The following is a 26,760-nucleotide window of genomic DNA, read 5'->3' as shown; positions in this document are numbered from 1 at the left end:
GGCTTCTGACCTGGTGTTTTGCTGTGCCCCCGGCAGGATTCGAACCTGCGACACCCGCTTTAGGAGAGCGGTGCTCTATCCCCTGAGCTACGAAGGCGGGGCGGCAGCCCTGGGCCGCCGCCGACAGTGTAGCGGGTCGGATGAGATCGGCGTCGGTGTCTGATCACTGGCTCCTGCGGCGGCCGACCGGGCCGCGGCTGGGGCATGGCTGGGGCGCGGGGCTCCGGCTCCCAGGCCAGGCCGTCCCCGCGCCCGGGCAAGAGCTATGCCGGCCCCGGAGACAGGGGTCCTCAGCCAGGGCCGTGGGAAACAGGTCGGGGCGCACGTGACGAGGGTGTCTCGTGGTGCGTGCGTCGCGTGACGAAGCTGCCAGGCGGCACACGCACGTGCTGGGACATCACCTCGTGCCGGGCGGAGCAGGGAGCCGGGGAACCGGGGAGCCGGGGGACACAGTGCTCACTCGCGGGCCAGGTCTGCGGCGAGTCGCCCGAGATGCCGGTCGGCCTCCGCCAGTCGGGAGTGGTCCAGGGAGACGGCGACCAGGTAGTGGCCTTCCGCGAGGTGCTGGAAGTAGACGGCTCCCTGCTCCACGTTCAGGACGATCTGATGGATCCGGCCATCCAGGAGGGCGTGCAGGGAGGTGTCCATGCGGCGGGTGACGCCGGGCAGGAGACGGCCCAGCAGGCTGTACTTGTCGCGCCGCTGCTGTGGGGTGGTGGAGGTTCCGAAGTGGGCGCTCAGGGCGCGGTGGCGGAAGATGTCGGCCGTGCAGGTGGGCACGCCGGCGGCGTAGTAGGCCACGTAGTGCAGGCCGTCGACGCCGAGGGCCGCGCGCAGAGCATCCGGGAGTTCGGTGGACGTCTCGGCCGGGGAATCCACCGTGTAGGGGTTGCCGTCGGTGGCGTCGGTGACCTGCTCGGCGTTGTGTGGCTTCGCCGTACGGGTACTCGCGGTCATGTACCTGCCGATATGCGAGTGGTGAGGAAGCAGGTTGAAGGGGACGGCGGGCCTCAGGTCGTCGATGCCCTCCGTCATACGTGCGATCAGCTCGGTGACCTGGTCCCGCGGCGTGGCGCAGCAGAGATGGAAGCCCATGGCGACGGACTGATAGAGAAGTGCGCCCATCGGAATTCGCACCACCGTGCGTATGAGTGCTCCGGTGCGCAGTTCTGCGAAATCCGGTGCCAATTCCTCGAGGATGTAGAAAAGCTGTCGTCCGGCGCGTTCCAGGCCGATTGGTGAGGGTGCGGCCGGCCGTTTCTTCGGCGGCTGCGAGTGCGGTTGCGAGTTTTCTGCGACGACCAGTCTTGCCCGGTCGCGATCGTAGAACGCGAGATGTTCCACACCGCATGACTCCAGTAACCGCCGGAGTCGTAAGTCGAGTTCGCCCATCCTTCGATTGCCTCCGTCCAGTTCGCGCGCCGGGGCGTACGCCGGTGCCGTGGAAGGGTCAGACACCTTGCACCTCCAGATCGGCGCCAATCCTCTGATAGGGCTCGGCCAGCAACGCCCGGGCGAGCTCGTGGTCCTTCGGGAGGTATTCGGAGACCTTGCGCCTGAGGCTTGCCGCTGGTTCGCCGTCGGCCGGTGGGCGGGAGGCGATCAGGTTGGCCATGGCGATCAGGGTGACCGGGTGGCTCTCGCCCCACGCCGACCGTTCCTTGCAGCCGTTGTGGACGTCCTGGTCCTCGTGCGCCAGCTCCACCGCGGGAAGGGAGCCGAGCGCCGCCTGGCAGTTGCTCTGGTTCATCCGGGCGACCAGCGTGTAGCGGTGCTTGCGATGAAAGGTGTCCTTCAACTGGAGTACTGCCTTGCCCGCATGCTCGCTCGCTTCCTCCGCGTCCCCGCCGACCAGCAGATACTGCGCGAGATTGCTGCGGCAGATGCCGGTGAAGGGGTGGTCGTCGCCGAACACGTCGATGTAGTGGACCAAGACGTCCCGGGTGTAGGCCACGGCATCGACGGTCCGGCCCTGCGCGTGCAGACCGATGGCCAGGGACAGCCGGCAGGACATCGTGCGGGGGTGCTCCTCGCCCCACCGATTGCGGTAGGCGACGTACGCGTCCTTCAGCAGCGGCAGGCCGTGGTGCACGTCGCCCTGGCGCACCATGGTCATGCCCAGACTGGCGACCGCGCCCAGCGTGTGGTGGGAGCCGGAGTCCAGCAGCCTGTTCAGGTGGTTACGGGCCTCCGTCAGATACCGCTCCGAGGTGGCCAGGTCGCCCGACTCCCGGTAGTAGGTGCCGAGGTGGGCGTACGACACCCATCGTTTGGGGTCGGGGTCCTTGTCAGGGGCGCTCTGTCCGCGCCGCTCGTGCGCCTGCTGCTCCTGGAGGATGGCGGCCGAGACCGACTCGAAGTAGAACTTGGACAGGGCGAGGTTGTGCGAGGCGGCCAGCGTTCCGTTGGCGTTCTCACCGATGGCGTCCTGCAGCCCCGAGAAGGTGGCCCGGTCCTCGTCGAAGGCCTCCTTGAACTTGCCCGTGGCACGCAGGTCGGCCGCGTAGCCGCGGCGGGCCAGCAGGATGTCGGCCTGGCTGCTCCCCTTACTGCGCAGGGTGGTCGCAGCATGGGTGGTGAGTCCGAGCGCCGTGCGGTAGTCACCGAGGAGACGGCAGGCCGCGCCGAGCTGGGACTCCATGCGCAGCACCATGAGGTGCTCCGGGTCCAGGGACTGCCGCCAGCGCTCCAGGACCCGTTCGCCCAGTTCGCGGGCGCCCACCCAGTCGTTCGACATCCAGCGGTGGTAGACCTGGCTGATCAGCCAGCGGTGGACCTCCGAGTCCGTGCTCTCGAGGGCCCCGGAGACGATGACGTGCTTGTCGAGCTCCGCGAAGGTGTCGTGATGCTTCGGCCGGTGACGTTCCAGATCGTTCGGCACCATCGAGGCGAGGACCCCCAGGGCTTCGGCGCGGGTGGTGGCCCGTTCCTCCTCGGACATCCAGCCGCGCACCAGATCCTGCACCACGCGGCAGATCATGAGGGTCTGGGAGGGGAGGTCCTGGACGGCGAGCGCCTGCTTGCCGAGGAGGTTGAGATGGCGGTACAGGGTGAAGACGGAGTCGCCGAGTTCGGGATCGAAGGGCTTCAGCAGCTCCACCATCCGGTCCGACTGGACAACGTTCATGCCGACGCCGTCCGGTGACAGGAACGCGCACAGGTCCAGGAGCCGTGCGGCGGCCGGAGACTGGTGCCGGAGGTCGTCGTAGGCCAGGCGGCAGACGTCGGTGAAGGCCCGGTACTCGGGCACGGCCGCTTCCTGGGAGGCCATCTGGCCGCTGTCGAGCAGGGCGATGTACGGGTCGATGTCCTGGGGGCAGGTCCGCAGGACGGCGGCAGCCGCCTCCTCCGCGATCGGCAGGTGCCCCAACCGTTCGGCGAGCCGAAGCAGTTCCTCCTCGGCGGAGCCGGGCAGCCGGTGGCTGAGCAGGGCCACGCTCTCCTCGGGAGTGAAGGGGGCGACGGCGTGTTTCGTGTACGGGGAGGCCCATTCCGTGTCGTTCGAGGTGATCAGGACATGGCCCGAGCCGCCCGTGGGGATGTAGTCCTCGACGGTCTGCTGGCCGGCCGCGCCGTCGAAGACGAGCAGCCACCGGCGCAGTCCCGGATGCCGCCCCTGTCGCAGGTCGTCCAGCAGTGTCTGCCGGTCCTCGCTGGTGCGCCGGCCGTCGCTCTTGGCGTTGATCGCCCTGGCCAGCTTGGTGAGGGAGTCCTGGACGCTCTCGACGGTCGCGGCCGGCACCCACCAGACCAGGTCGTATTGTGAGGCGAACCGGTGGGCGTACTCCAGGGCGATCTGCCGCTTGCCCACACCGGTCAGGCCGCACAGCACCTGAGGCGCGGAGTGGTCCGCGCCCGAGTAGTCGAAGCCCTCTCTCAGCGCGTTGAGCTGGTCGACGCGCCCGATGAACCCGGTGTTGCGCATCGACAGGTTCCACACCGCTGGCTGGAGTCCGGGGAAGCGGGGCCCGGCCCAGGCGGAACCCGTCTGGGTGTCGGTGGGCAGCCCGAAGTGGGCGAGCAGCTCCTGGCGGGCCACGTCCTCGCTCTGCCCGTCCAGGGTGATGGTGTTCTGCCGGCCGAACTCGAAGTGCGGCGCGAGCCGTGCGGTGCCCACCCGCACGCCGACGATCCGCTGGTCGCCCGGACCGCTGCCGACGGGCGCGCCGGTGGTGAGACGCGCGACGGTGTCACCCGCCGGTGTCCCCGCCAGGTGAGGGGAGAGAAGGGCGAGGACGTAGGTGGTGTCGGGTAGCGAGTCAGCGGGTTTGTCGCCCGGCGGGACGATCTGGATCCGGGTCGGCCGCAGGAGCTCCCCGATCCAGTCCGCCCACAGCTGGTCGTTGGGGGCGTGCAGCAGGGTGACCGTGCTCGGTTCGGTTTCCTGCTCGGCCTGCAGCCACTCGCGTTGGTCGAGGAGCCGACGATAGGCGAGGTAGTTCTGGGGCGACGGCGGCTGGAGGTCGCGTATCTCCCCATCGGTGATCCGGTCGACGAGGTGCACGTAGGCCGCTGCGATCCCGCCGCTGACGCGGGGGTCGTCCCGCATTACGGCGAGTTCCTCGCCCAACGTGTAGTACGGCACGTAGGGCACCCTCATCTGGCCCCAGTAGAGACCTAACGCATCCTCGTCCGTGATGCCGAGATAGGGGTCGAGGGCTTGACGCGCTTCGACGAAGCGCTGGTTCAGCCGGTCCCGTTCGTTCTGGTCGACCCGCATCTGCACGAAGTGCAGCTCGGTGGCCGGGCGGTGCTGGCGGATGAGCTCGGCGGCCTTGCGTGCGCCCTGGATGGCCCGGGGATTCATGGTGAGGGCTATGACGACCTTGTCGGGCAGGGCGAGTGTGCAGATCCTTGCCCCGTCCGAGAAGCCGGTACGGCTGTCGATCAGGATGTAGTCGTAGTCGCTGTCGTGCAGCCGCTCTCGCAGTGCCTGGAGGAACTCCTGGCCGTCGTCGCTGGTGTGGAATCCGGTCCAGTTGAAGTTGGCCAGGCGGTTGGCGTACTCCTCGTCCATACGCCCGGGGCCCATGTAGTGCAGCCGTCCGCCGTTGGGGAACGGGTGGTCGAGGTCGATCTGGTAGCGCTCGAAGTCGGTGTGCTGCGGGTGCAGGGCCCGCAGGTCGTCGTCGCCGATGCCGGCGGCGGCGCCGGCGAAGGCGGAGAACATGTCCAGCACACCGTCGGCGTAGCTGAGGTCGGAGACGCGGAGGAAGGCGCCGTAGTAGAGGTGAAGGTCGGGCGCCTCCAGGTCCCAGTCGATGACCAGCACCGACTTGCCCTGATTGGCCATGATCCAGGCGGCGTTCGCCAGGGCCATGGTGCGACCGGCTCCGCCCTTGAACGAGTAGAAGGAAATGATCTTCGCTGAACTCGGCGAACCCGACGCCTTCGCTGCCTCTGTGGTAGTCATCCCCCGCCTCATGTGCTCAGCCCGGGCCAAGCGATTCGCCGGGCGTTCTGCTCAGTACCGGAGGCCACGGGTTCGTTCCGCGCCTGAGCCAGCCGACGCGTTCCCGCTGCCTGCGGACGCGCTGTTCCGCCGGACTCTCGATCGTCAACTCCCCTGCTCTACGGCGGGTGGTGCCCGCGTCACCCTCCGAAGGTGTGCCGGAATCGGCCATCACGGCCACCACGATGTGTGCGAGCGCTTCCCGACTGCCCGCCTCGTGATGGGCCGCGTCGAGCATCCGGGCCGGCGTCCGGCAGACCGCCTCGCGCAGTCGGACCGCGTTGGCCGTGCTCTCCTCGTCCGTTCGGGCGAGTACGACGACCACGGCGGCGACTCGCGCCCGTGACCGTACGATCCGCTCCCACAGCACGCGGAACGCCGGATCGCCCGTCAGCCAGGGGTCGACCACGACGAGGACCGTCACCGACTCGTCGACGTCGTTCGGTAACGGACCGTCCGGACCGGGTGCGATGACGGCCAGGCGGTCGACCCCGCAGGCCCGCGCCGCCCAACCGACGGTGGAGGTCACGGTCTCCTCGCTGCGCGGGCGGAAGGGGCGCCAGTCCTCGGCGCGCTCCCCGTAGTAGTCGAGGTGGTCACGCAGCCGGCCCATCCGGTCGCTGTCAGCGGCCACCAGGAGAAGCATCAGGTGCCGGTCGCGGTCCGAAGCCGCCGCCGCAGCGCTGGGCGGACAGGTCGCCGGCTCCGCGATGTCGCGCCGGTTGTACGCCATCGCGCGGCTCGGCCCGAACTGTGGGGTGACCGCGCGGCTCTCCGCCTCGGACATCACGGGTGGCGGTGACTCGGCGGCGCGCATCAGGCGCGCCGCGACGCGGCGCACGATGGAGTGGTAGCGGTCCCGACTGCGCGGATCCTGCTGGAGGCAGAGCGCGCCGGGCCCCTGATACTCCTCGTTGACGATGTGTCGAACGACCGTGACGGGCCGGGGAAGCACCAGCGCGTGCGAGCGCCAGACGACGCCCACCACCGAGTCGGGTCGTTCCCCGGTGCGCCGCATGCAGCGGTCCATGCGCTCGGCGAAGACTGACCACTCCGTGGCGCACTGCGCGTCGTCCACGTACTCCGCCGAGTAGAGGATCAGCAGGGCGCGACAGTCGAGCACCGCGGGATCGGGTCCGGCGGCGGGCTCGGGGCGTTTCAGCCGGCCTTCGGCGGAGGAGGTGCGGCCCAGGACGCTGTAGATCTCGTTCTGGACATCGACATGGAACCGTTGGACCGGTCCTCTGTCGCCGGTCGAGCTGGCGTAGCTGGTAAAGAACAATGGCCCCATAACATCCCCCCAAGGGCCTGCCTCCTGTTGCAACCACGGCTCGGTCTTTGCCCATGGACCCACATCGACGTGGCGTGCGCAGGTAGCTATCGTTTGTGCGTCACCCCCACGCCAATTGACTCCATGCTATGGGGTTTTGCCCACCAGGCGCCCTGGAAAACCCGATATTGCCTATGCTCCCGCCCGAAAGGACGCGCAGAGTCGCACATATGCGCTGGTGGTCGTCGCTTTTCGGCCGCGCGTTCCGGAATATCGGAGTCATTGATCCGTCCAGGGTGCGGAGTGCCGGATGAGGGCGGAGATGTCCTTGCAGTAGACAGAGGGGTTGGCGAATCCCCGGCCGCGTCCGAAGCGGTGGGCGCGCAGTCCGCCGCCGCACACCTGCACCAGCGGACACTCACGGCACGTGCGGCACAGAGACCCCACACCGTCCTCCGGCGCACCGTCAAGATCCAGCAGGGCGTCGAAGGAGTGGCTGAATATCGTGCCGCCCGTGCCGGCCGCCCCCTCCGCGACAGCGTTGAGCGACTCCGTCCACGCGACCGTGCCGTCCGTTTCGATCGCCACGGCTGCCGTCGGCACGGTGCCCAGTACCTCGCTGCTGCTTCCGCCGCCGGACAGCGACAGTGTCTCGATCGACTCGAAGAGCCGGACCCGCATCGGCCGCCCGGTCGCCCTCCATCGGTCGTGGACGGCGCAGAGCCAAGCCCCGTACAGCGCCCCGTCACCGCCCCCGCCGGTCGGCGGGTGGTCCCAAGTGCCGTGCGGCAGAAGGAAGTCGGCGGCGGGTGGGCGGTGGACGGTGAGGGCGTCGAAGGTGCGCACCGGATCGTTCGCCGGGTCGATCGTGCACAGCAGGCCGCCGAACAGCGGTCGGTAGCGAGCACCGCCCAGCAGGGCGAGCGCGGTGGCCACCCGTGCGTGACTGCCCTTGCCGAAGCCACGCCCCGCTCGGTGCCGGTCGTGTGCCTCGGCGTAGCCGTCCAGGCTGACGCCCACCGTGACACCCAGGTCCAGCAGCAGATCGAGGAACGCCTCGGTGAGCAGCACGCCGTTGGTCTGCAGGGCGAATTCCACCTCGGTCCCGGCCCCCCGGAGGGCTCGGCGGACCGACGTGGTGAAGTCGGCGATCACCCGGGCGCCCGCGAGGAGCGGCTCCCCGCCGTGCAGGAGTACCCGGACGCGCTCCAGGTCGTGCCGTCCCGCGTGTTCCGCGATGCGTGAGACGAGTTTTTCGCGGACGGGTGCGGACATGATCCGGGGGCGTTTTCGCCATCCGGAGTCTCGCAATTCATATACGTAGCAGTAGTCGCAGCGAAGATTGCAACGGCTGGACAGCTTGGTGATGAATTGATCGAAAGCCCTGAGCCTTGTCCGGCCGTCTTCCGTCACGGATGTCCGAGGCTTTGGCCAATGATAGGGAGGCGGTGTCGAGTCGTCCCAAGTAGGTCCCTGATGCCTGTTCCCGACTACCGGCGATGACGTAGTGTCAAGGCTCGGCGAAGTTCCCTGCATCCGACCCCCCCGTTCGTTGCGCGGGGGTCGGCCAGGTGCCACGCCGGAGCGGCGGACGGCGTGGCGATATGTGTCCCCCCGCTCAGCGTACGAGGAACGACCGGTGTCCCATGAGCAGCCAACTGGCCAACGTTGGGTTCTTCTCGGCGTAACCACAGCTACCGCGGGCACAGGGAGTGGAGGGGTTGCACATGGCCAACGACTTCATCACGAGCTTTGCCGCCGAAGAGAGCCATTACTATGCGGCGCTGTTCCATCAGGACTTGGTACAGGCGGTGGAGCGGCTCAAGGGACGTACGGTCACGGCGGCCATGTGCCGCGGCGGGCAGGGCGAAACGAACCGCTCCCTCGTCGCGGAGGCGCGTGTTTTCGTCGCTCTGTGCTCGCAGGCCTACTACGCCGACGAGGGCTGCGGCGCCGACTGGGCGGTGTTCGAACACCGACTGCACCTCGAGCCACCACAGTTCCGCCCCTCCGACCCACCTGCCCGCGTCCTGGTGCGCTGGCAGCCGGCCAATCCGCCCTCCGGACTCCCCCTCGCACCGGTCCTCAGCGGCGAGATCACGGACAGCTACGCCTGCAAGGGCCTCTACGGCATCATCCGCGAGGAGTGCGGGGTGAGCTCCGAGGCGTACCGGGACGCCGTCGACCGGATCGCCGCCGCTGTCTGCGACGGGTTTGCGCACGGCCCGCTCGAGGTGTCCGTCGACGAACTGCCTGACTTGGCACTGCCGTTCCCTCCAGGTAAGAGCGAGCCACGGGTCCTGCAGCCGCCGCTTGCTCCGCAGGCCGACGTGCCACAGCCGCGAAAGGCAGCCGACGACCCGGACAGACCCCGCGTGTTCCTGTCCTACGCGCATGAGGAGGACGGCGACATCCACAAGAAGAGGGTCGCGGCCCTGGGCGAACGGCTCCGCGACCACGGCATCGGCGTCCTGCTGGACACGATCGCCCACCGCAAGGGGCCCCAGCACTGGCCACGGTGGATGCGCAAGCAGTACAAGGAGGCGGACCTCGTGCTCGTGATCGTCTCACCGGCGTACAAGCGCCGCGCCGAGCACGAGGAGGTGCCGGGTAAGGGAGACGGAGTGGGGTACGAGGCGGACTACATCCTCAACGAGCGGATGGCCGACCGCCAATGGTACGAGCGGATACTGCTGGTGTCCTTCCCTGAGCACGGTAGTGCGCACATACCCGATTTCCTGAGGGGTCCGACCCTCTACACCCTCGACCCCGAGACGGGCGAGGGGGATCTGCCGGACCTCGTCGACTACATCAAGAGCAAGGCACCCTGAGGACCGCGACGCGTCCCGGGGAGGCGGAGCCGGCTCATCGCAGGAGGACGGCGACGAGCGTCGCGTCGGCGACCAGCAAGGCGCCGTAGAAGAGTTGGAGCGTGCGGGAGAAAGTCGCCTCGAACCAGCTGATCCGCCGGAGATACGGCCGCACGTCCATGGTGAGCGTCTCCACTTCCACCCCGGGGCGCCGCACATCGTCGTACAGATGCCGGTACAGGCGCTCCTGACGGAGGAACAGGCCGTCCAGGAACCAGAAGCAAGCCAGCGGCACCAACCCGCTGGCGGCCACTTGCCAGCTCTGCTGGCTGGTGGAGACGGCGAAGAATCCGGCGGCCAGCGTCAAGGCCCACCCTTTGACCAGAAAGGAATGGTTGGACAACCGTGTGATGACGGCCTGCAGAAACTCCAGATGCTTGAGCCGTTCCTCGCCCAAGGGCGCCGATCCGTTCACGGACCCCGAACTGGCCTCACCCAGCGTGGACATCGATCCCCCCAGTGTCCCGGTGCTCTCATCCTAGGTAGTCCTCTGCCACGGCGCACCGGTGCCGTCGTTGGACCGTCCCCACGGCCGGCGCATGGTTCGTGTCGGAGGTGGGGGTCAGGTCAGGGGGACGTGGGTGAAGCGGGCGGCGGTGTGGAGGTCCGATTCGATGCGGGTGGCTGTGGTCGTGAGTTCCGGGAGGAGGTCCGTCACGCACTCCCGGAGGCTGTGGCGGCTTGCGTGCATCGCTGTGTTCAGGGCGGAGACGACCCTGCCGGAACGGTCGCGGATCGGGACCGCGATGGAGCGGAGGCCCTCTTCCAGTTCCTCGTCCACCAGGGCGTAGCCCTGGGAGCGGATCGCGGTCAGGGTGTCCGTGGTGGCCCTGTCCGACAGGAGGACTCTGCCCAGAGCTGTCTCGTAGGCCGGCAGGCGGGTGCCCAGGGTGATGTTCACGCTCATGACGCGGCCCGTCGTCACCCTCGCCGTGAACTGGATCTCCTCGCCCGAGTCCGAGAGCACCGCCAATGACGTCGACTCGTGGATGCGGGACGTCAGGTCGGCGAGGTGGGGGTGGGCGATGTCGGGCAGGGTCGTGCGGGAGAGGGGCGGGAAGCCCAGGGAGAGGACCCGGGGGGTCAGGGCGAAGGTGCGGTCGCCTGTCGGTGTCACCAGGTCCAGGTGTTCGTAGGTGATGAGTGCGCGGCGGGCCGTCGCACGGGCCAGGCCCGTTGCCTGGGCCACCTCCGTGAGCGTCAGCTCCGGCCTGCCCTCGCCGAAGGCCGTGAGCACCGTCAGGCCCCGCGCCAGGGATTCGATGAAGTCGCGGCCGAGTTGCTGTTTCGACGCACCTGTCCAGAGCGCCAGGTCCGACGGTGGTGTGCCGGGGGTGGGGGTGGGGTGCGGTCCAGTTCCCGCTCCATCTGCGTCACCGCTGCCCGCAACCTCGGCAGCAGGGTGGTGCGCAGGCTGTGTGCCGTGTGGCGGCTGGTGTGGCTGACCACGCTGGCCACGCATACCGGAGGCCGGTGGGCGGCGGTCGTGTGAGGGGAGCGGACCGGTACCGAGACCGCCACCAGGCCCGGTTCGATCAGCTGGTCGTCCAAGGCCCAGCCGTGCGCGGCCGCCTCCCGCGTGCGGCTCGAGAACGTCTCGTCGTCTCTCGCGTCCGCTCCGTACTTGCGCGGTGGTACGGCCGTGAAGGAGAGGTCCCTCGGGTCCGCGGCGCGGCGTTCGCGCCAGCGTTGCCAGTCGGCGGCCGTCCACTCCGTCGCGAACAGGGGGCCGGGGGCGGTGCGTTCGGCGGGGAGCAGGTCGCCGATACGGAAGCTCAGGGACATCGCGCGGCGGCGGGTGGCCTGGTGGATGAAACGGATGCCGTCGCGGTCGGCGACCGCCAGGGAGACCGACTCGTCCAGTTCGTCGGCCAGGGCGTCTGCCCGGGACGCGAGCAGGGCGGGGAGACGCAGGGCGGCGAGGTAGGCGTTGCCCAGTTCCATCAGGCGAGGGGAGAGGTGTACGTCCCGGCCGTCCACGCGGACGTAGCCCATGCGGGCGAGGGTGGCCGTGATGCGGTCGACCGTGGAGCGGGCGAGGCGGGTGGCCCGTTCCAGGCCGCTCAGGCTCAGTGTGCCGTCCGCCTCGGTCAGTTCCCGCAGCACCGCGATGCCGCGTATCAGTGGCGTGACCGTCTCATCCGGAGCGGTCGAACCCCTGTCTCTGTCCCTGGATGCGCCCGCCCTCAGGGCAGGTGCCCCGCTCGCCCCGGCAGCGCGCCCACTCGCCTCGGCCGGTGTCCCGCCGTCGTTCACCGGCCCCCCGTTCTCTTCGGCCGAGGCGGCAGACCCCTCGGGGTCGTCGTTCATGGGCTTCGCTGGCATCGGCTCTCCGGTACGGCGGTCGCGGCAGGCCTACGGTAATCCGGCTCCTGGCGTCGCTACCGTTCCTGTTCAGTGAGCAGGAGTGAGTCTTGGACCCATTCCTGGTCGCTGCGGACGTCCCGAACGGTTGTGGATGCCCTGGTCGCCCGCGTTCTCACCGCGTCCGGCGGCACGGATCGTGTCCGTGGTCCGGGAATGCGGGGGCGGGGTCCCTCACGCCCGGGGGTGTCCGGTCGGGCCTGGATGGTCCGATGCCCGTGCACATCGCTCTGGTGTGCACGGGGCGGTGTCGGCCGTCGCCGGATCGGATGCCCTTGGGCGCGTCTGCCGATCGCGATGCTCGCGGCATCGTGTCGGCTGGTCTTGCGGGTGGGGGTGGACAGTGGTTTCTGCCAGTGCTGGGCGCCCCATTTGCTGGTGTAGGCGGGGTCGACGGCGATGATGCTGATGCCGCTCTGGTCGGCCATCGAGGTCAGCCGGGCCCGCAGCCTGCCGGTGGGCATGCCCGAGATGAGCTGCCGGAAGCGGCGTCGGCGGCCGTGCTTCTCGCGGGTCTTGTCCGCGGTGAAGTCGAGGTCCTCGACCGCGATGGCGGCCGCGCGGCAGGACTTCGCCCAGTTCAGCAGCCGCGACAGGGCGTGGCGTACCTGGGCGTCACGATGGTCTGCGCTGCCGGACAGGTCGTAGCCGAAGCGGCGGGGCCGGCCGACCGGGTTGCCATGGGGATCGAGGCGCCATGCGGCCAGGTGGTCGGCGTTGGTGTCCACGCCGATCACGCCGTGGGCGAGGGCTGCTTCGATCGGGACGGTCTTCGTCGGTGGGATCTGCCAGGAGGCCGTCACATACCAGCGGCCACGCTGCACGTCGTGGTGGATGCGGTAGGCCACCGCCCGGTTCGCCTCCACACGGTCGGCCCACCCCTGCCCCCGGTGCGGGAAGCTCACCTTCGCGGCGAGTACATACCGGCCGTGCCCGGCGTTGGCCAGGCCGGCGAGCGGTGCCGGGAGCCTGATCGACACCTCACCGTCGGGCGTGATGCGGATCGTCTCGTTCCCGAAGCGTTTCCCGGACTCCCCGTCAGCGGCGAGGAACCAGCGCCCGGCCTCCCAGCGTGTCCGCCACTGGACCTCGGTGAGCTGCGCCTGGTCGAGGTGGTGGCGGGTGCCCAGCAGCCGTCTACCGCCCCGCACCACGTGCACAACGCCGCTGTCACGCTCAGCGCGGACTCTGTTCAGCCGGTCTTCGAGGACATGCAGGCGGCGCGACTTGCTGAACCACTCGCGGGCCGAGCGGTAGCCGCCCGGAGCGTGTTTGGTGCCCTTCTCGCCGACCGGGAGCGACAGGCGGTGCCGGATCGTGGCGATACCGGCTTCGAGAGACCGCACATGCGCTGCCTGCCCGCGCCGGGCCAGTGCCCACTGGTCGTGTGTGGCCTTCGTGATCGACCCGGCCCACCGCGAGGACGACAGGGCCGTCAGCTCCCGCTTGCGCGCCGCCCAGGTATCGGCGCAGTGTCCAAGCCCGTCCCGGCAGCGGGCCTTGAGGTCTTTCGACGCCAGCGATCCCAGATGCGCGCCCACCAGCCTGAGCACCTTCTCATCCTCGACCGTGAGGTGCTTGAGACGGTCACGCACCGCCACACCGGACGGGCCGAGCACGACGAACGGCGCCGTCACCTCCCGCAGCCCACCCACCGCCACCACCCTCCCCTCCCAGGCCCGAAGACATCCCGCCGTCACACCCAACGACCACCACCGGCAAAGGTCACCCGTTCGGAACAAGAACTCCCGTTCCCCGACGCCAGGCCCCTCCACAAGCAGCCGCACTCTCACTCATGCACACCAGAACTCACTCATGGCTGTCATCCGCCAGCAGCTCACAACCCCCTTGTCACCCGCACCCGGTACCCGCCCGCACCTCCTCCTCCCCCCTCCAGATCCACCCCCGCCACTTCGATCTCCACTCCCTTGCCCGGATCCCGGAACGTCTCCCCGGGCGTGAACGGCGCGTCCGACAGTTCCGCGTGGACGTTCGGCGCGCGGGTGCAGCCGCCGCTGTCGCGGCGGGAGTCGTGGACGGTGACCGGGCCCATGCCCGTGTCCACCCGCGCGTCGACCTTGTAGATCAGGACGCCCGGACGGCACACCGTCTCGTCGTTGCCCGCGCGGGTGCGCAGTTCCACGGCGTAGCCGGTCGCGCTGTCCAGGGGCAGGACGACCAGCTTGGAGCCGCCGGCGCTGGCCAGCGGGGTCAGGGTGTACTCCGTGGTGCCGGGGGTCGCCACGCAGTGGACCTGCGCCGAGTCGAGCCAGCCCAGCTTCCACTTGTGCCAGCCGAGGAAGTCGTTGTTGGCGCCCCAGTCCTCGCTCATGATGTCCCAGTGGCCGACCGCGCCCCCGCCCTCGGCGGTGTACAGGTCGGGCAGGCCGAAGACATGGCCGTTCTCGTGGGGGAGTACGCGGTAGCCGTTGCGGTCGTAGGAGCCGGAACCGTCGTCCTGGCGGGAGTAGACGAACGAGGCGTTGGCCACGGGAGTGCCGTCGGCCGTCGGGGCCTCGGGGTTGCCGGCGAAGGTGACGGACAGGACCGTGTCGAGGGCGGAGGGGCCGGCGTTCGGGGTGACCAGCACGTTCACCAGGTCGTACGCGCGGAAGTCCACCTTGGGGTCGGCCGCGGCCACGAGGTCCTGGACCAGCGTGCGGTAGCCGGGGTCGAAGGGGGCGCCGCGCTCTATGCCGTACTCGCGGAAGGACTTCGGCATCCGCAGCCACCCCGGGATCGGGGTCTCGGGGCGGTAGTCGAGGCGGCCGTAGGAGCTGGTGCGGAACCACTCGCGGGTCTGCGGGAAGAACTCCCGGAAGCGGTCCAGGGCGTCGCCGTCGCCGGGGGCGTCGGAGAAGTCGATCATCAGAGTGAGGGCGCGGACGGTGCCGGTGGAGCGGGAGTAGCCGTCGGAGGTGGGGATGCCCTCGGACATCTGGACCTCGCGGGCGCCGCGGATCAGGCAGGGGCCGTGCGAGGAGGTGCGGGACAGGGAGACCGGGCCGGCTCCGGCCGTCGTGGCGCCGGCGGTGAGGTGGCCCGTGCCGGCGGAGGTGCTGACCGAGAAGGTCAGGGCGGTCACGCAGGCCAGGGCGGCCACCCGGCGCCGGGGTATCCGACGGCGGGGCGGCGGCGTTCGGCCCGAGCAGGCCTGCTGCGTGGGACCCGGGCCGACCTGCTGCGTATGCCCTGGGCCAGCCTGCTGCGTACGACCCGAGCCTGCCTGTTGCGTACGGCCCGGGCCGAGCGACCCCGCCGCCCCCGGCCGCCGGGGTCGCTGAGGCTGCGGCTGCATGCAGGACCTCCCGCGCCACGGCAGCCGCCGGTCTCCGGCTGCACCCTTTCGCTCACCCTGCGTTGCGGCGGATGGGGGCGCGCGTTGGAAGAGACCGATCGTGGGTTTCCCGCCAGTAGCGCCCCCAGGGGGTGCTTGTGATCCAGGTCACAAAGAAAAAGCCCGGCTACGGGAAATACCGGGGACCCAGTCCCCGTTTAGCCATGTGTCAGAGCGAAGCGGGGACCCGCTCCCCGGATCGCGAAACATTGCAGACAGCCCACCGCATACCTCAGCCAGCCAGGAGTACGCCGTGCAGACCGCCACCCCCGAACAGCGCAAGGTGCCCCGGCCTCGCGCCGACGCCCTGCGCAACCGGGAGCGGATCGTCACCGCCGCCCGGGAGATGTTCGTCGAGCACGGCCCCGAGGTGCCGCTCGACGAGATCGCACGCCGGGCCGGCGTCGGCAACGCCACGGTGTACCGCAACTTCCCGGACCGCGACGCGCTGGTCCGCGAGGTCGTCTGCTCCGTCATGGACCGTACGGCCGCCGCGGCCGAGCTCGCGCTCGCCGAGACCGGCGACGCGTTCGAGGCGCTGGAGCGCTTCGTGCACGCCGCCGCCGACGAGCGGATCAGCGCGCTGTGCCCGATGGTCTCCAGCACGTTCGACCAGCACCACCCGGATCTGGAAGCCGCGCGCGAACGGGTCGAGAGCCAGGTCGCCGAGGTCATGGACCGTGCCCGCGCCGCCGGGCAGCTCCGCTCCGACGTGGACGTCGGAGACGTCATGATCGCCGTGGCCCAGCTCAGCCGGCCCCCGGCCGGGACGGACTGCTTCCGTGCCGACCCCTTCGTCCACCGCCATCTTCAGCTGTTCCTGGACGGGCTGCGGGCTCCCGCTCGCTCCGTACTGCCGGGCACGGCCGTGACCCTGGAGGATCTGCGCCGGCCTTGACCGATTCAGTTGACCGATTCAGTTGACCGATTAGTTCAGCGCGTCCCATCCGTCTGTAGCCAAGACGACAGTCCCTGCGGCCGTCCTCGTGGACGATCCGCCGTCCCTCGACATCTCTTTCCGTCACGAAGTCCCGAAGTGGGTACCCCCATGTCTGAAACAGCCTCAAAGGCACTCGGTAATCCGGCCGCCGCGCCGGACGCCGGCCGCTGGAAAGCGCTCGTCTTCATCGCGCTCGCCCAGCTGATGGTCGTCCTGGACGCCACCATCGTGAACATCGCCCTGCCCTCCGCCCAGCAGGACCTGGGCATCTCCGACGGCAACCGGCAGTGGGTCGTCACGGCCTACGCCCTCGCCTTCGGCGGTCTGCTGCTGTTCGGCGGCCGGATAGCCGACCTGTGGGGCCGTAAGAAGGCCTTCGTCGTCGGGCTCGGCGGCTTCGCCGCGGCCTCCGCGCTCGGCGGCGCGGCCACCAACGAGGCGATGATGTTCGGCGCCCGCGCCCTCCAGGGCGTCTTCGGTGCGCTGCTCGCGCCCGCCGCGCTGTCGCTCCTCGCCGTGATGTTCACCGACGCCAAGGAGCGCGCCAAGGCGTTCGGCATCTACGGCGCGATCGCGGGTGGCGGCGGTGCCGTGGGTCTGATCCTGGGCGGCTTCCTCACCGAGTACCTGGACTGGCGCTGGACGTTCTTCGTGAACATCCCGTTCGCCATCGTCGCCGCGGCCGGTGCGTACTTCGTCATCCGTGAGCCGGAGGGCGGCCGCAACCGTTCGTCGCTCGACATCCCCGGCGTGATCCTGTCCACTCTCGGCCTGGTCGCCCTGGTCTACGGCTTCACCCGCGCCGAGTCCGACGGCTGGAGCGACTCCGTGACCGTCGGCATGTTCGTCGCCTCCGCGGTGCTGCTGCTGGCCTTCGTGCTCGTCGAGGCCAAGGTCAAGGCCCCGCTGCTGCCGCTGCGCGTGGTCACCGAGCGCAACCGCGGCGGTGTCTACCTCTCCCTCGGGCTCGCGATCATCGCGATGTTCGGCCTGTTCCTCTTCCTGACCTACTACCTGCAGATCGTGAAGGGATACTCGCCGGTCAAGACCGGGTTCGCCTTCCTGCCGATGATCGCGGGCATGATCACGGGCTCGACCCAGATCGGCACCCGCCTGATGACCCGGGTCGCGCCGCGCCTGCTGATGGGCCCCGGCTTCCTGGTCGCCGCGCTCGGCATGCTGCTGCTGACCCAGCTGGAGATCGGCTCCTCGTACGCGGCCCTGCTGCTGCCGGCGATGCTGCTGCTCGGCCTCGGCATGGGTACGGCGTTCATGCCGGCCATGTCCCTGGCCACCCAGGGCGTCGAGCCCCGGGACTCCGGTGTCGCCTCCGCGATGGTCAACACCTCGCAGCAGGTGGGCGGCGCCATCGGTACCGCCCTGCTGAACACCATCGCCGCCTCGGCGACGACGTCGTACATCGCCGACCACATCGTGGGGGCGACCAGCCGGTCCCAGCAGCAGCTGGTCCAGCTGGAGGGCATGGTGAAGGGCTACACGAGCGCCATCTGGTTCGCCGTCGGCATCCTCGTCGTGGCCGCCGCGATCGCCCTGACCTTCGTCAACGCGGGCCGTCCGGGCAGTTCCACGGTGACCGGCTCGGACTCCGGCGTGGACGACGAGGTGCAGATCCCGGTCGTCGCCCACTGACGAGGTGCCCGGAGAAACCCCTTCGGGTACCCCGGTCGTCGCCCACTGGCGACCTGCCCGGAGAAACCCCTTCGGGCACTTGAAGAACCCCTTCGGGCCACCCGTAGGCACGAGGAAGGGGACGCCTCGTACCTATGGATTCCAGGACCTGCCCCGGCTCAGCGGAGCCAGGGCAGGTCCGCACCCGCTTCGGTCGGCTGAAGTCCCTCGGCGACGATCCTCATGATCTCGCCGAGGGACTTCTGCTGTTCCGGGGAGAGCCGGTCGAAGACCGCCTGCCGTACGGCCTCCACATGGCCCGGGGCGGTCTGCCGCAGCACCTCGAAGCCCTCTTCCGTGAGCACGGCGAACTGGCCCCGCTTGTCGTCGGGGCAGTCCTCGCGGCGCACCCAGCCGTTCTTCTCCAGACGCGCGATGGCGTGTGAGAGGCGGGAGCGGGTGATCTTCGCCAGCATGGCGAGCTCGGTCATCCGCAGTTGCCGCCGGGGCGCCTCGGCGAGCTTGACCAGAAGGCCGTAGTAGACGTGCGGCATGCCCGCGTCGCGCTGGAGCTGACGGTCGAGATGGTCGTCGAGGAGGGTGACGCCCTCCATGAACGAGCGCCAGACGCGCTGCTCCTCGTCGGTGAGCCAGCGCGTTTCGTGGGGTTCCTGGCCGGAGGCCGGTGTCGGTGCGGATGCGGGTGCCTTCATGTGTTCCACTCTACGTGGCCCCTCCTTGAAGATTAAACAAATGGCCCGTACAGTTTTGTCAGGGAACCATTCTGGAGGGAGTCGCAGTATGTCCGCCGCCACCCAGGAGCGCATGCCCGCTCTGTACCTCAGCCACGGCGCCCCGCCACTGGCCGACGACCCGCTCTGGCCCGGTGAACTGGCCGCCTGGTCCGCCGGACTGCCGCGCCCCAAGGCGATCCTGATGGTCTCCGCCCACTGGGAGGAGGCCCCGCTCGCCCTCAGCGCCACCGAGACCGTCCCCCTCGTCTACGACTTCTGGGGCTTCCCCGAGCACTACTACCGCGTGAGGTACGAGGCTCCCGGCGCACCGGAGCTCGCCGAGTCGGTACGGAAGCTGCTGCGCGCCCCCGGTATGCCCGTCCAGGACGTCCCCGACCGTGGCCTCGACCACGGCGCGTACGTCCCGCTGGTCGAGATGTACCCGGAGGCCGACATCCCGGTCCTCCAGGTCTCCATGCCGACCCTCGACCCGGTCCGGCTCATGGAGATCGGTCGCAGGCTCGCCCCGCTGCGGGACGAGGGCGTGCTGATCGTCGGCTCCGGCTTCTTCACCCACAACCTGGCCGCGCTCCGGCAGGGCGGCATCCCCGGCTGGTCGGCGGAGTTCGACGACTGGGGCCGGCGGGCGCTGGAGGCGCGGGACGTGGACGCCCTGCTCGACTTCACCCGCACATCGCCCGCGGGGCGGCTCGCCCACCCGCGCACCGAGCACTTCGCCCCGCTGTTCGTGACCATGGGCGCCGCCGACGCGGCCGGTGAGCTGGACGCGCAGAAGTCGGTGATCGACGGGTTCTGGATGGGGCTGGCCAAGCGGTCGGTGCAGTTCGGCTGAAATCAACCTCAAGGGTCCGGGGGCTACAGCGGCTTCTCGTACCAGGCCACGTCCCAGTAGCGGTCGAACTTGCGGCCGACCTCCCGGTACGTACCGACGTACTGGAAACCGAAACGCTCGTGCAGCCGCCCGGACGCCTCGTTCGGCTGGGCGATGCCGGCGTAGGCGCGGTGCAGGTCTTCGCCGGACAGGGCCTCGAAGAGGGCCTCGTACAGGAGGGTGCCGACGCCGCGGCGGCCCGCGTGCGGGGCGACGTACACGGTCGTCTCCACCGAGGTGGCATAAGCGGGCTTCTGGCGGTAAGGGCTGGATGTGGCGTAGCCCAGAATCTCCTGTGAGTTGGTGCCCGTGGCAACCATCAGGCGGTGCGGGCCGTCTACTGGGTGGGAGAGCAGCCAAGGGCGGCGCTCTTCCGGAGTGAAGATCGCGGTATCGAATGTGATCGCTGTCTCACGTACATAGTGGTTGTAGAGGGCTGTGAGAGCTTCGAGGTCGGCCTCGACTCCCGGTCTGACCTGCACCTCTGTACGTTCCGACGGCATCGTGCCTCCCCAGGTGGCCAGACAGGGTACTGCATGATCAGGAAAATCAGGGGACGGGTTGGGAATTCTGTCCTGATTCCAGTCGTTGTTTCCATCGGATGCAGGGCACCCGAGGAGAGTCCGGAGAGTCCCGGAGACGGAGTCCAGCGTCCGAAGGACCGCCCGCTGACCTCACCATCGCAAGGGAGCACGCATGGCAACCCGTGCCGTCGCCCGTCGTAAGTCCGCCACCGGCGAGACGGCCGACGCGGCAAGCAGTGTTCGCGCCCATGGCGGCGAGATCGCCGACCGCGACCTGGTCGGCATGTATCTTGACGAAATAGCGCGCACACCACTGCTCGACGCCGCCAAGGAGGTCGAGCTGTCACAGGTCATCGAGGCGGGTGTGTTCGCGCGGCAGGTCCTCGACGGGTTCGAGGACACCAAGGCCGACGCCACCCGTGACGAACTCGAGGCCCTGATGGCCGACGCGGAGCGGGCCAAGGACATCTTCATCCGCTCCAACCTCCGCCTGGTCGTCGCCGTCGCCCGCCGCTACCCCCGCAGCGGTCTGCCGCTGCTGGACCTGATCCAGGAGGGCAACGCCGGCCTGGTGCGCGCGGTCGAGAAGTTCGACTACCGCAAGGGCTTCAAGTTCTCCACGTACGCGACGTGGTGGATCCGCCAGGCCATCACCCGCTCGATAGCCGACCAGTCCCGCACGATCCGCCTGCCCGTCCACCTCGTGGAGGAGCTCGGCCGGATCCGCCGTGTGCAGCGCGAGTTCAACCGCGAGCACGGCCGGGACCCGGAGCCGACGGAGATCGCCGCCGAGCTCGGCTCCACGCCGGAGCGTGTCACCGATGTGCTCGACTGGGCCCGCGACCCGGTCTCGCTGAACATGTCGGTGGACGACGAGGGCGAGACCCAGTTTGGCGACCTCCTGGAGGACACCTCCGCGGTGTCGCCCGAGCAGTCGGTGCTCACGCTGCTGCGCAGCGAGGAGCTCGACGACCTCATCGGCCGCCTCGACCAGCGCACGGCCTCCATCATCAAGATGCGCTACGGCATCGAGGACGGCCGGGAGCGCACGCTGACCGAGGTCGGCAAGGAGCACGGCCTGACCCGTGAGCGCATCCGGCAGATCGAGAAGCACGCACTGCTGGAGCTGAAGAAGCTGGCGCGCAGCACCGGTTTCGACGCGGCGGCGTGACGCCTGGTTCGCGCCCGGCTGCGTGATGGGTGACACCGCGTACGCCGGGTGGCGAAAGACCGCGCAAACATGGCGTTGTATCGCCGCTTAACCCGAAGGACTCGGGGAACAAGACTTCCGGGTCCACCAGTTCGGGCCCGGGGCCCACACCCCTCGGCCCCCTCGAACCAAGTCCCGTCGCACTCCCCCGGCGCCGGGACTCTCCCAAGGCCGGACTTCGGCGCCCCTCCCCCGGGCGCCGGGGTCCGGCTCTTTTCGTGCCGGTGCCTCGCGCGGGCGCGGGGTGCCTGGAGGGCGGGGCACCCCGTACCTGAACCACGGGGTGGCCCGCCAGATGGCAGATTGTGTCACATGGGCATAGCCTGCCGGGCGTGAGCAGCACCACCCCGACCCAGCCCCAAGCCTCGCTGACCGAGCGGCGGAAGGCCGAGACACGGATGGAGATCGCCCGGGCGGCGGCGGGCCTCTTCGTCCGGCACGGCCTGCGCGCCACCCGCGCGGAGGACATCGCCCAGGCCGCCGGTATCGCCCCGCGCACCTTCTACCGGTACTTCGCCACCAAGGAGGAGGCCGTCGCCCCGCTCTACGCGGCCGGCGCCCAGCGCTGGGTGGCGGCGGTGCGCGCCGCCCCGGCCGACGCGAGCGTGCTCCAGGCCCTGGAGCAGGGCGCCCGCCACACCCTCACCCCGGGCATCGGCGTCTCGGCGTCCTCGTGGGAGTGGGTCCGCACACTCCTGCGCCTCGCCGAGGCGAACCCGTCCCTGCGCCGGGTGTGGGCGGAGGTCTGCCAATCGTCGGAGCGGATGCTGGGGGAGGTGCTGGCGGAACGGGCGACCGGGGCCGGGCGGGGCGACGACAACGTTGCCTCCGCACCAGGGCCGCGCTTCGCCGCCGCCGTCGCCGGTGCCGCCGTGCGCGCCGCCCTGGAGGCCTGGGCCGAAGGGGACGGCCCGGCGGAGGGCCCAGGAGGGCCGGCGGAACTCGCGTCGCGGAATCTGGCGGCGTTGCGGGACTTTCCGTGGGAGGCGTGACGCCGCCGGGGGTCATGCCCTGCCGATGTCCCCGTCCCCGGCCGCCTTGCTCAGCCGCGCCCCCAACTCTCTGACGGCCCGCACGAGTTCCGCAGGCTCCCGGACCACGAAGTCGCACTCCAGCATCGCCAGCCGGAAGGCCAACCACTGCATCTGGTCCCCTGCGGACCCCCGCAGCCGGCAGCTGCCGTCGTCCAACGGCTCGGGCGTGCCGAGCCACTTCGGTACCCGGGCGGCGATGAAGTCGGCCGGTGCGGCGAAGGTGACCTCGAAGTCGTAGGTCTGGTGCTGCCGTTGCATCGACTGCCGGAGGAATTCCGCCGCGCTGCCCGTCGGCAACTCGCGCGGTACGAACCGGGCCCCCGTGGCGAACGGTTCGCTGACCCGGTCGACGCGGAACGTGCGCCAGTCGTCGCGGTCGATGTCATACGCCACCAGGTACCAGCGGCGGCCCGTCGAGACCAGCCGGTACGGCTCTGTCAGGCGTCGCGACCCGGTGCCGTCCGCCGCCCGGTAGGCGAACCGCAGTCGCTCGTGCCCGGCGACGGTCGAGGCCATCACGGTCAGCGTCTCGGGTGCGATGCTGGGGCCGTCCCCGCTGGTCAGCGGCATGGTCGCGGCCTGCAGGGTTGTCACGCGGTGGCGCAGCCGGCCCGGCAGCACCTGCTCCAGCTTGGCCAGCGCCCGCACCGACGCCTCGTCCAGGCCCTCCACCGCGTGCCCCGCCCCGGCACGAAGCCCGACCGCGATGGCCACGGCCTCCTCGTCGTCGAGGACGAGCGGCGGCATGGCCTTGCCGGCGACCAGCCGGTAGCCGCCGTCGGCACCCTTGGTCGCCTGCACGGGATAGCCCAGTTCGCGCAGCCGGTCGATGTCCCGCCGGACCGTGCGGCGGGAGACCCGGAGCCGGTCGGCGAGCTCGCCGCCGGGCCATTCGCGGGGCGTCTGGAGGAGGGAGAGGAGCGTGAGCAGCCGGGCCGGTGTGTCCGTCGTCATACCGACGAGGATGGCGCACCACTAGGACATGATCCGACCTAATGACCCCCTAGTTTCGATGCATGACCTCCACTGACACCACCCCCGGCACCACGGGCGACGGCGGCGGGACCGACCGCCGCCGCTGGTTCGCCCTCGCGATCGTGATGACCGCGGCTTTCATGGACCTCGTCGACGTCACGATCGTCAACATCGCCATCCCGTCGATCAGGCGGGAGTCGGGCGCGTCCTTCAGCGAGATCCAGTGGATCACCGCCGGATACGCCCTCGCCTTCGCCGCCGGACTGATCACCGGCGGACGGCTCGGCGACATCCACGGCCGCAAGCGGATCTTCCTTCTCGGCATCGGCGGCTTCACCGTCGCCTCCGCGCTGTGCGGCCTCGCGGTGAACCCGGAGATGCTGGTGGCCTCGCGGTTCCTGCAGGGCGGTATGGCGGCGCTGATGGTGCCGCAGGTGCTGTCGATCGTGCACGCGACCTTCCCGGCGCACGAGCGGGGCAAGGTGTTCGGGCTGTTCGGCGCGGTCGTCGGTCTCGGGGCCGTGTCCGGTCCACTGCTGGGCGCGCTGCTGACCGAGTGGAACCTGTTCGGCTGGGAATGGCGCTCGATCTTCCTGATCAACCTGCCCGTGGGGGTCGCGGGCCTGATCCTCGGCAGCCGGTTCATCACCGAGTCCAAGGCGCCGCGGGCCCTGAAGCTGGACCTGGTGGGTGTCGCGCTCGTGACGCTGGGCCTGCTGATGCTGCTCTACCCGCTCATCCGCGGCCGTGAGCTGGGCTGGCCGCTGTGGGGATACGTCTCGATGGCCGGCTCGCTCGTCGTCCTCGCGGCGCTGGTGGCGTACGAGAAGCGGAAGGCCGCCCGGGACGGTTCCCCGCTGGTCGAGCTGTCGCTGTTCCGGGTCAAGAGCTTCGCGGCCGGGATCGCCGTGCAGACGGTCTTCGGGGTCGCGCTCGGCATCTTCTTCCTCGTGTGGACGATGTACATGCAGTTCGGGCTGGGCTGGAGCCCGCTCAAGGCCGGGCTGACCGGGGTGCCGTTCTCGATCGCCGTGTCGGCGGCCGCCGGGATGTCCGTGCAGCTGCTGGTCCCGCGCTTCGGGCGCAAGGTGCTCCAGGCGGGCGCGCTGGTGATGGCGGCCGGGGTGCTGCTCTACATCTGGGAGTCCGGGCACTACGGCCTCGCCATCACCTCCTGGCAGATGGCCCTCCCGCTGGTCGTGATGGGCGTCGGCATGGGCCTGATCGTCGCGCCGCTGACGGACGCGATCCTCTCCGAGGTGCCGCGCGAGCACTCCGGCTCGGCCTCCGGCCTGATCAACACCGTGCAGCAGATGGGCAACGCCCTCGGGCTCGGGCTGGTGTCGGTCGTGTTCTTCGGCTCGATCAGCGACCACCTGAGCCGGGACCAGGTGGGCCCGGCCTTTGCCAACGCCTTCCAGAACGCGCTCGGCTGGGTGGCCGCGGTGATGGCCGTCATCTTCCTGCTGATGTTCGCCCTGCCGAAGCGGCCGGCGCAGCACGTGGAGGGTGAGGAGCTGCCGACGGAGGAGAAGGAACCGGCGCTGGTCTGACAGCGGGGTTCTGACGGCCGGCTTCCGGCAGTGGGGACAGCGGCGTCACGGGCCCGGCACCTCATAGGGTGCCGGGCCCGTTTCTGTTTCCGATCATGCCCGATTAGGCCCGAACCTGTTTACTTCCCAGAAATCTCGGCGTAGCCTCCCGCTGAAACCACACGTTCGGGCATGAGGCGGAGGCGAACAGACATGTACGCACCGGAGCGGCAGCAGGAGATCCTCCGGCTCGCCCGTGACGGCGGCCGAGTGGATGTCGTGTCGCTGGCCGAGGAGTTCCAGGTGACGGCGGAGACGATCCGCCGGGATCTGAAGGCCCTCGACCGGGCCGGCCTGGTCCGCCGGGTGCACGGCGGAGCCATCCCGGTCGGGCGTCTCGACTTCGAGCCGGACATCGCCGAGCGCGAGACCGCGGCGGCCGACGAGAAGGACCGCATCGCCAAGGCGGCCCTCGCGGAACTGCCGAGCGAGGGCACCATGATCCTCGACGCCGGTACGACGGTGGCCAAGATGGCCGCCGCGCTCCCGCTGGAGGCCTCCCTCACCGTCGTCACGCACAGCCTGCCCATCGCCGCCCGCCTGGCCGACCACCCCGGCATCCAGCTCCACCTCATCGGAGGGCGCGTGCGGCACCGTACACGCGCCGCCGTGGACGCCTGGGCGCTCAGGGCGTACGGCGAGATCCGCGCCGACGTGCTGTTCGTGGCCGCCAACGGCTTCTCCGCCGAACACGGTCTGACCACCCCCGACCTCGCCGAGGCCGCCGTGAAGCGGGCGGCCGTGGCCGCCGCCCGCCGGGTGGTCCTGATCGCCGACTCCTCCAAGCACGGCCAGGAGCACTTCGCCCGCTTCGGCGACCTGAGCGATGTGGACCTGCTGATCACCGACAGCGGGCTGAGCCCCGAAGACGCCGTCGCCATCGAGCGCGGCGGCACGGAAGTAGTGCGCGCATGATCCTCACCGTCACCCCCAACCCGTCACTGGACCGCACCTACGAGGTGCCGTCCCTCGACCGCGGCGAGGTCATCCGCGCCACCGGCGAGCGGATGGACCCGGGCGGCAAGGGCGTGAACGTCTCGCGCGCGGTCGCCGCGGCCGGACAGCGCACCGTGGCGGTCCTGCCCCTGGGCGGCGCCCCGGGCGCGCTCGTCGCCGACCTGCTCGACAAGCAGGGCATCGAGGTCGCACCGGTCCCCGTCGCCGGGGCCACGCGCTCCAACATCGCCCTCGCCGAGGCCGACGGCGTCCTGACGAAGATCAACGCACCGGGTCCGGAACTGTCCGAGGCCGAGCGGGAACTGCTCCTGGAGACCGTACGGCAGCAGTCCGGCGACGCCGCCTGGATCGCCTGCTGCGGCAGCCTCCCGCGCGGCCTCGCCCCCTCCTGGTACGCCGAGTTGGTCGCCCGCACCCACGCCGCCGGTGCCCGGATCGCCCTGGACACCTCCGGGCCCGCGCTGCTGGAGGCGCTCCGCGAGCGGCCCGACGTGGTCAAGCCGAACGCCGAGGAACTCGGCGGAGCCGTCGGCCGCCCTCTCGCCACCGTCGGCGACGCCGTGAAGGCGGCCGAGGAACTGCGCGCCATGGGAGCCCGGGCCGTGCTCGCGAGTCTCGGCGCCGACGGGCAGCTGCTGGTCTGCGACGAGGGCGCCTGGTTCGGCAGCGCCCGTGTGGACACCGTCCGCAGCAACGTGGGCGCCGGTGACTCCTCCCTCGCCGGTTTCCTGATCGCGGGCGGCAGCGGCCCGGACGCCCTCGCCTCCGCGGTCGCCCACGGCGCGGCGGCCGTCCAGCTGCCCGGCAGCGTCATGCCGACGCCGGGTGACCTGGACACGGCGGCGGTGACGGTCACGGCGGAGGTCCCTGTGGACCGTGTGCTGAAGGAGCCGGTGTCATGACGTACCTCGAACCGCACGAATCGGCCCCTGAGCGGCGGGCCTCGCCGTTACTCCCCGCCGCCACCCTCGTCACCCCCC

At 70.1% G+C, this 26,760-nt stretch carries 19 protein-coding genes, 1 tRNA gene and 1 pseudogene; 9 read left to right on the top strand and 12 right to left on the bottom strand.

What is annotated here, in order from left to right; genetic code table 11:
* Positions 1-24 precede the first annotated feature (24 nt).
* The 5 genes from ACQEV8_RS18320 to ACQEV8_RS18300 form a co-directional block, all read right to left on the bottom strand.
* Positions 25-97, bottom strand: a tRNA-Arg gene (locus ACQEV8_RS18320).
* 359 nt (positions 98-456) lie between these two features.
* Complete coding sequence (locus tag ACQEV8_RS18315; RefSeq protein WP_432961454.1) at positions 457-1,125, bottom strand: hypothetical protein; 669 nt, start codon at positions 1,123-1,125, stop codon at positions 457-459.
* A 325-nt stretch (positions 1,126-1,450) separates the two neighbouring features.
* Entirely contained in the window at positions 1,451-5,413 is a 3,963-nt protein-coding gene (fxsT, locus tag ACQEV8_RS18310) for an FxSxx-COOH system tetratricopeptide repeat protein (RefSeq protein WP_432961452.1), read from the bottom strand.
* A 16-nt stretch (positions 5,414-5,429) separates the two neighbouring features.
* The gene (gene fsxC / locus ACQEV8_RS18305) at positions 5,430-6,734 is read right to left on the bottom strand and encodes an FxsC protein (protein WP_432961450.1); all 1,305 of its coding nucleotides are present in this window, start codon (positions 6,732-6,734) and stop codon (positions 5,430-5,432) included.
* A gap of 267 nt (positions 6,735-7,001) precedes the next feature.
* Complete coding sequence (locus tag ACQEV8_RS18300; RefSeq protein WP_432961449.1) at positions 7,002-8,135, bottom strand: FxsB family cyclophane-forming radical SAM/SPASM peptide maturase; 1,134 nt, start codon at positions 8,133-8,135, stop codon at positions 7,002-7,004.
* Between the two features lie 314 nt (positions 8,136-8,449).
* Here ACQEV8_RS18300 and ACQEV8_RS18295 point away from each other — a divergent pair, with 314 nt between their 5' ends.
* Positions 8,450-9,553, top strand: a complete 1,104-nt coding sequence (locus ACQEV8_RS18295; RefSeq protein ID WP_432961447.1) for a toll/interleukin-1 receptor domain-containing protein — start codon at positions 8,450-8,452, stop codon at positions 9,551-9,553.
* A 34-nt stretch (positions 9,554-9,587) separates the two neighbouring features.
* On the opposite strand, the gene ACQEV8_RS18290 is transcribed toward ACQEV8_RS18295, so the two are convergent.
* The 4 genes and pseudogenes from ACQEV8_RS18290 to ACQEV8_RS18275 form a co-directional block, all read right to left on the bottom strand.
* Complete coding sequence (locus ACQEV8_RS18290; protein ID WP_432961445.1) at positions 9,588-10,040, bottom strand: hypothetical protein; 453 nt, start codon at positions 10,038-10,040, stop codon at positions 9,588-9,590.
* 114 nt (positions 10,041-10,154) lie between these two features.
* A pseudogene (locus ACQEV8_RS18285) lies at positions 10,155-11,917 on the bottom strand (IclR family transcriptional regulator domain-containing protein).
* 56 nt (positions 11,918-11,973) lie between these two features.
* Positions 11,974-13,611: an IS200/IS605 family accessory protein TnpB-related protein gene (locus ACQEV8_RS18280; protein WP_432961443.1), complete on the bottom strand. Its 1,638-nt coding sequence runs from the start codon at positions 13,609-13,611 to the stop codon at positions 11,974-11,976.
* Positions 13,612-13,793: 182 nt separating this feature from the next.
* Entirely contained in the window at positions 13,794-15,041 is a 1,248-nt protein-coding gene (locus ACQEV8_RS18275; protein ID WP_432961441.1) for a M6 family metalloprotease domain-containing protein, read from the bottom strand.
* 505 nt (positions 15,042-15,546) lie between these two features.
* Between ACQEV8_RS18275 and ACQEV8_RS18270 the strand changes: the two genes are divergently transcribed.
* Both ACQEV8_RS18270 and ACQEV8_RS18265 read left to right on the top strand, forming a co-directional pair.
* Positions 15,547-16,191 (top strand): TetR/AcrR family transcriptional regulator, encoded by a 645-nt coding sequence (locus tag ACQEV8_RS18270; RefSeq protein WP_432961439.1) that lies wholly within the window; start codon positions 15,547-15,549, stop codon positions 16,189-16,191.
* 150 nt (positions 16,192-16,341) lie between these two features.
* Positions 16,342-17,883: an MFS transporter gene (locus ACQEV8_RS18265; RefSeq protein ID WP_432961437.1), complete on the top strand. Its 1,542-nt coding sequence runs from the start codon at positions 16,342-16,344 to the stop codon at positions 17,881-17,883.
* 158 nt (positions 17,884-18,041) lie between these two features.
* Here the strand turns inward: ACQEV8_RS18265 and ACQEV8_RS18260 are convergent, their stop codons facing one another.
* Complete coding sequence (locus ACQEV8_RS18260) at positions 18,042-18,575, bottom strand: MarR family winged helix-turn-helix transcriptional regulator (protein ID WP_432961435.1); 534 nt, start codon at positions 18,573-18,575, stop codon at positions 18,042-18,044.
* Positions 18,576-18,687: 112 nt separating this feature from the next.
* Here ACQEV8_RS18260 and ACQEV8_RS18255 point away from each other — a divergent pair, with 112 nt between their 5' ends.
* A complete protein-coding gene (locus ACQEV8_RS18255; protein WP_432972779.1) occupies positions 18,688-19,449 on the top strand; it encodes a dioxygenase family protein in 762 nt (253 codons plus the stop codon).
* 23 nt (positions 19,450-19,472) lie between these two features.
* On the opposite strand, the gene ACQEV8_RS18250 is transcribed toward ACQEV8_RS18255, so the two are convergent.
* Positions 19,473-19,991: an N-acetyltransferase family protein gene (locus ACQEV8_RS18250; RefSeq protein ID WP_432961433.1), complete on the bottom strand. Its 519-nt coding sequence runs from the start codon at positions 19,989-19,991 to the stop codon at positions 19,473-19,475.
* A gap of 193 nt (positions 19,992-20,184) precedes the next feature.
* Here ACQEV8_RS18250 and ACQEV8_RS18245 point away from each other — a divergent pair, with 193 nt between their 5' ends.
* Both ACQEV8_RS18245 and ACQEV8_RS18240 read left to right on the top strand, forming a co-directional pair.
* Positions 20,185-21,183 carry a sigma-70 family RNA polymerase sigma factor gene (locus tag ACQEV8_RS18245; protein WP_432961431.1) on the top strand — a complete coding sequence of 333 codons (999 nt, stop codon included), beginning with the start codon at positions 20,185-20,187 and terminating at the stop codon, positions 21,181-21,183.
* Positions 21,184-21,554: 371 nt separating this feature from the next.
* Entirely contained in the window at positions 21,555-22,214 is a 660-nt protein-coding gene (locus ACQEV8_RS18240) for a TetR/AcrR family transcriptional regulator (protein ID WP_432961429.1), read from the top strand.
* Between the two features lie 12 nt (positions 22,215-22,226).
* On the opposite strand, the gene ACQEV8_RS18235 is transcribed toward ACQEV8_RS18240, so the two are convergent.
* Positions 22,227-23,210 (bottom strand): helix-turn-helix transcriptional regulator, encoded by a 984-nt coding sequence (locus ACQEV8_RS18235; RefSeq protein WP_432961427.1) that lies wholly within the window; start codon positions 23,208-23,210, stop codon positions 22,227-22,229.
* 62 nt (positions 23,211-23,272) lie between these two features.
* On the opposite strand from ACQEV8_RS18235, the gene ACQEV8_RS18230 reads away from it, so the two are divergent.
* The 3 genes from ACQEV8_RS18230 (at position 23,273) to pfkB (ending at position 26,682) form a co-directional block, all read left to right on the top strand.
* The gene (locus ACQEV8_RS18230) at positions 23,273-24,784 is read left to right on the top strand and encodes an MFS transporter (protein ID WP_432961425.1); all 1,512 of its coding nucleotides are present in this window, start codon (positions 23,273-23,275) and stop codon (positions 24,782-24,784) included.
* 192 nt (positions 24,785-24,976) lie between these two features.
* Positions 24,977-25,738 carry a DeoR/GlpR family DNA-binding transcription regulator gene (locus ACQEV8_RS18225; RefSeq protein ID WP_432961423.1) on the top strand — a complete coding sequence of 254 codons (762 nt, stop codon included), beginning with the start codon at positions 24,977-24,979 and terminating at the stop codon, positions 25,736-25,738.
* Positions 25,735-26,682: a 1-phosphofructokinase gene (gene pfkB / locus ACQEV8_RS18220; RefSeq protein ID WP_432961421.1), complete on the top strand. Its 948-nt coding sequence runs from the start codon at positions 25,735-25,737 to the stop codon at positions 26,680-26,682. Before ACQEV8_RS18225 ends, pfkB begins: the two co-directional genes overlap by 4 nt.
* The last annotated feature ends 78 nt before the right edge of the window (positions 26,683-26,760 follow it).

The sequence above is a fragment of the Streptomyces sp. CA-179760 genome, from assembly GCF_050937045.1.
Classification (GTDB): domain Bacteria; phylum Actinomycetota; class Actinomycetes; order Streptomycetales; family Streptomycetaceae; genus Streptomyces.
This window is presented reverse-complemented; position numbering and strand designations above follow the sequence as displayed.

Coding starts and splice junctions, on each gene's coding strand:
- ACQEV8_RS18315 (WP_432961454.1), bottom strand. CDS start 1,125: ATGGGCGCACTTCTCTATCAGTCCGTCGCCATGGGCTTCCATCTCTGC.
- fxsT (WP_432961452.1), bottom strand. CDS start 5,413: ATGACTACCACAGAGGCAGCGAAGGCGTCGGGTTCGCCGAGTTCAGCG.
- ACQEV8_RS18295 (WP_432961447.1), top strand. CDS start 8,450: ATGGCCAACGACTTCATCACGAGCTTTGCCGCCGAAGAGAGCCATTAC.
- ACQEV8_RS18290 (WP_432961445.1), bottom strand. CDS start 10,040: ATGTCCACGCTGGGTGAGGCCAGTTCGGGGTCCGTGAACGGATCGGCG.
- ACQEV8_RS18265 (WP_432961437.1), top strand. CDS start 16,342: ATGTCTGAAACAGCCTCAAAGGCACTCGGTAATCCGGCCGCCGCGCCG.
- ACQEV8_RS18260 (WP_432961435.1), bottom strand. CDS start 18,575: ATGAAGGCACCCGCATCCGCACCGACACCGGCCTCCGGCCAGGAACCC.
- ACQEV8_RS18255 (WP_432972779.1), top strand. CDS start 18,688: ATGCCCGCTCTGTACCTCAGCCACGGCGCCCCGCCACTGGCCGACGAC.
- ACQEV8_RS18250 (WP_432961433.1), bottom strand. CDS start 19,991: ATGCCGTCGGAACGTACAGAGGTGCAGGTCAGACCGGGAGTCGAGGCC.
- ACQEV8_RS18245 (WP_432961431.1), top strand. CDS start 20,185: ATGGCAACCCGTGCCGTCGCCCGTCGTAAGTCCGCCACCGGCGAGACG.
- ACQEV8_RS18235 (WP_432961427.1), bottom strand. CDS start 23,210: ATGACGACGGACACACCGGCCCGGCTGCTCACGCTCCTCTCCCTCCTC.
- ACQEV8_RS18230 (WP_432961425.1), top strand. CDS start 23,273: ATGACCTCCACTGACACCACCCCCGGCACCACGGGCGACGGCGGCGGG.
- ACQEV8_RS18225 (WP_432961423.1), top strand. CDS start 24,977: ATGTACGCACCGGAGCGGCAGCAGGAGATCCTCCGGCTCGCCCGTGAC.
- pfkB (WP_432961421.1), top strand. CDS start 25,735: ATGATCCTCACCGTCACCCCCAACCCGTCACTGGACCGCACCTACGAG.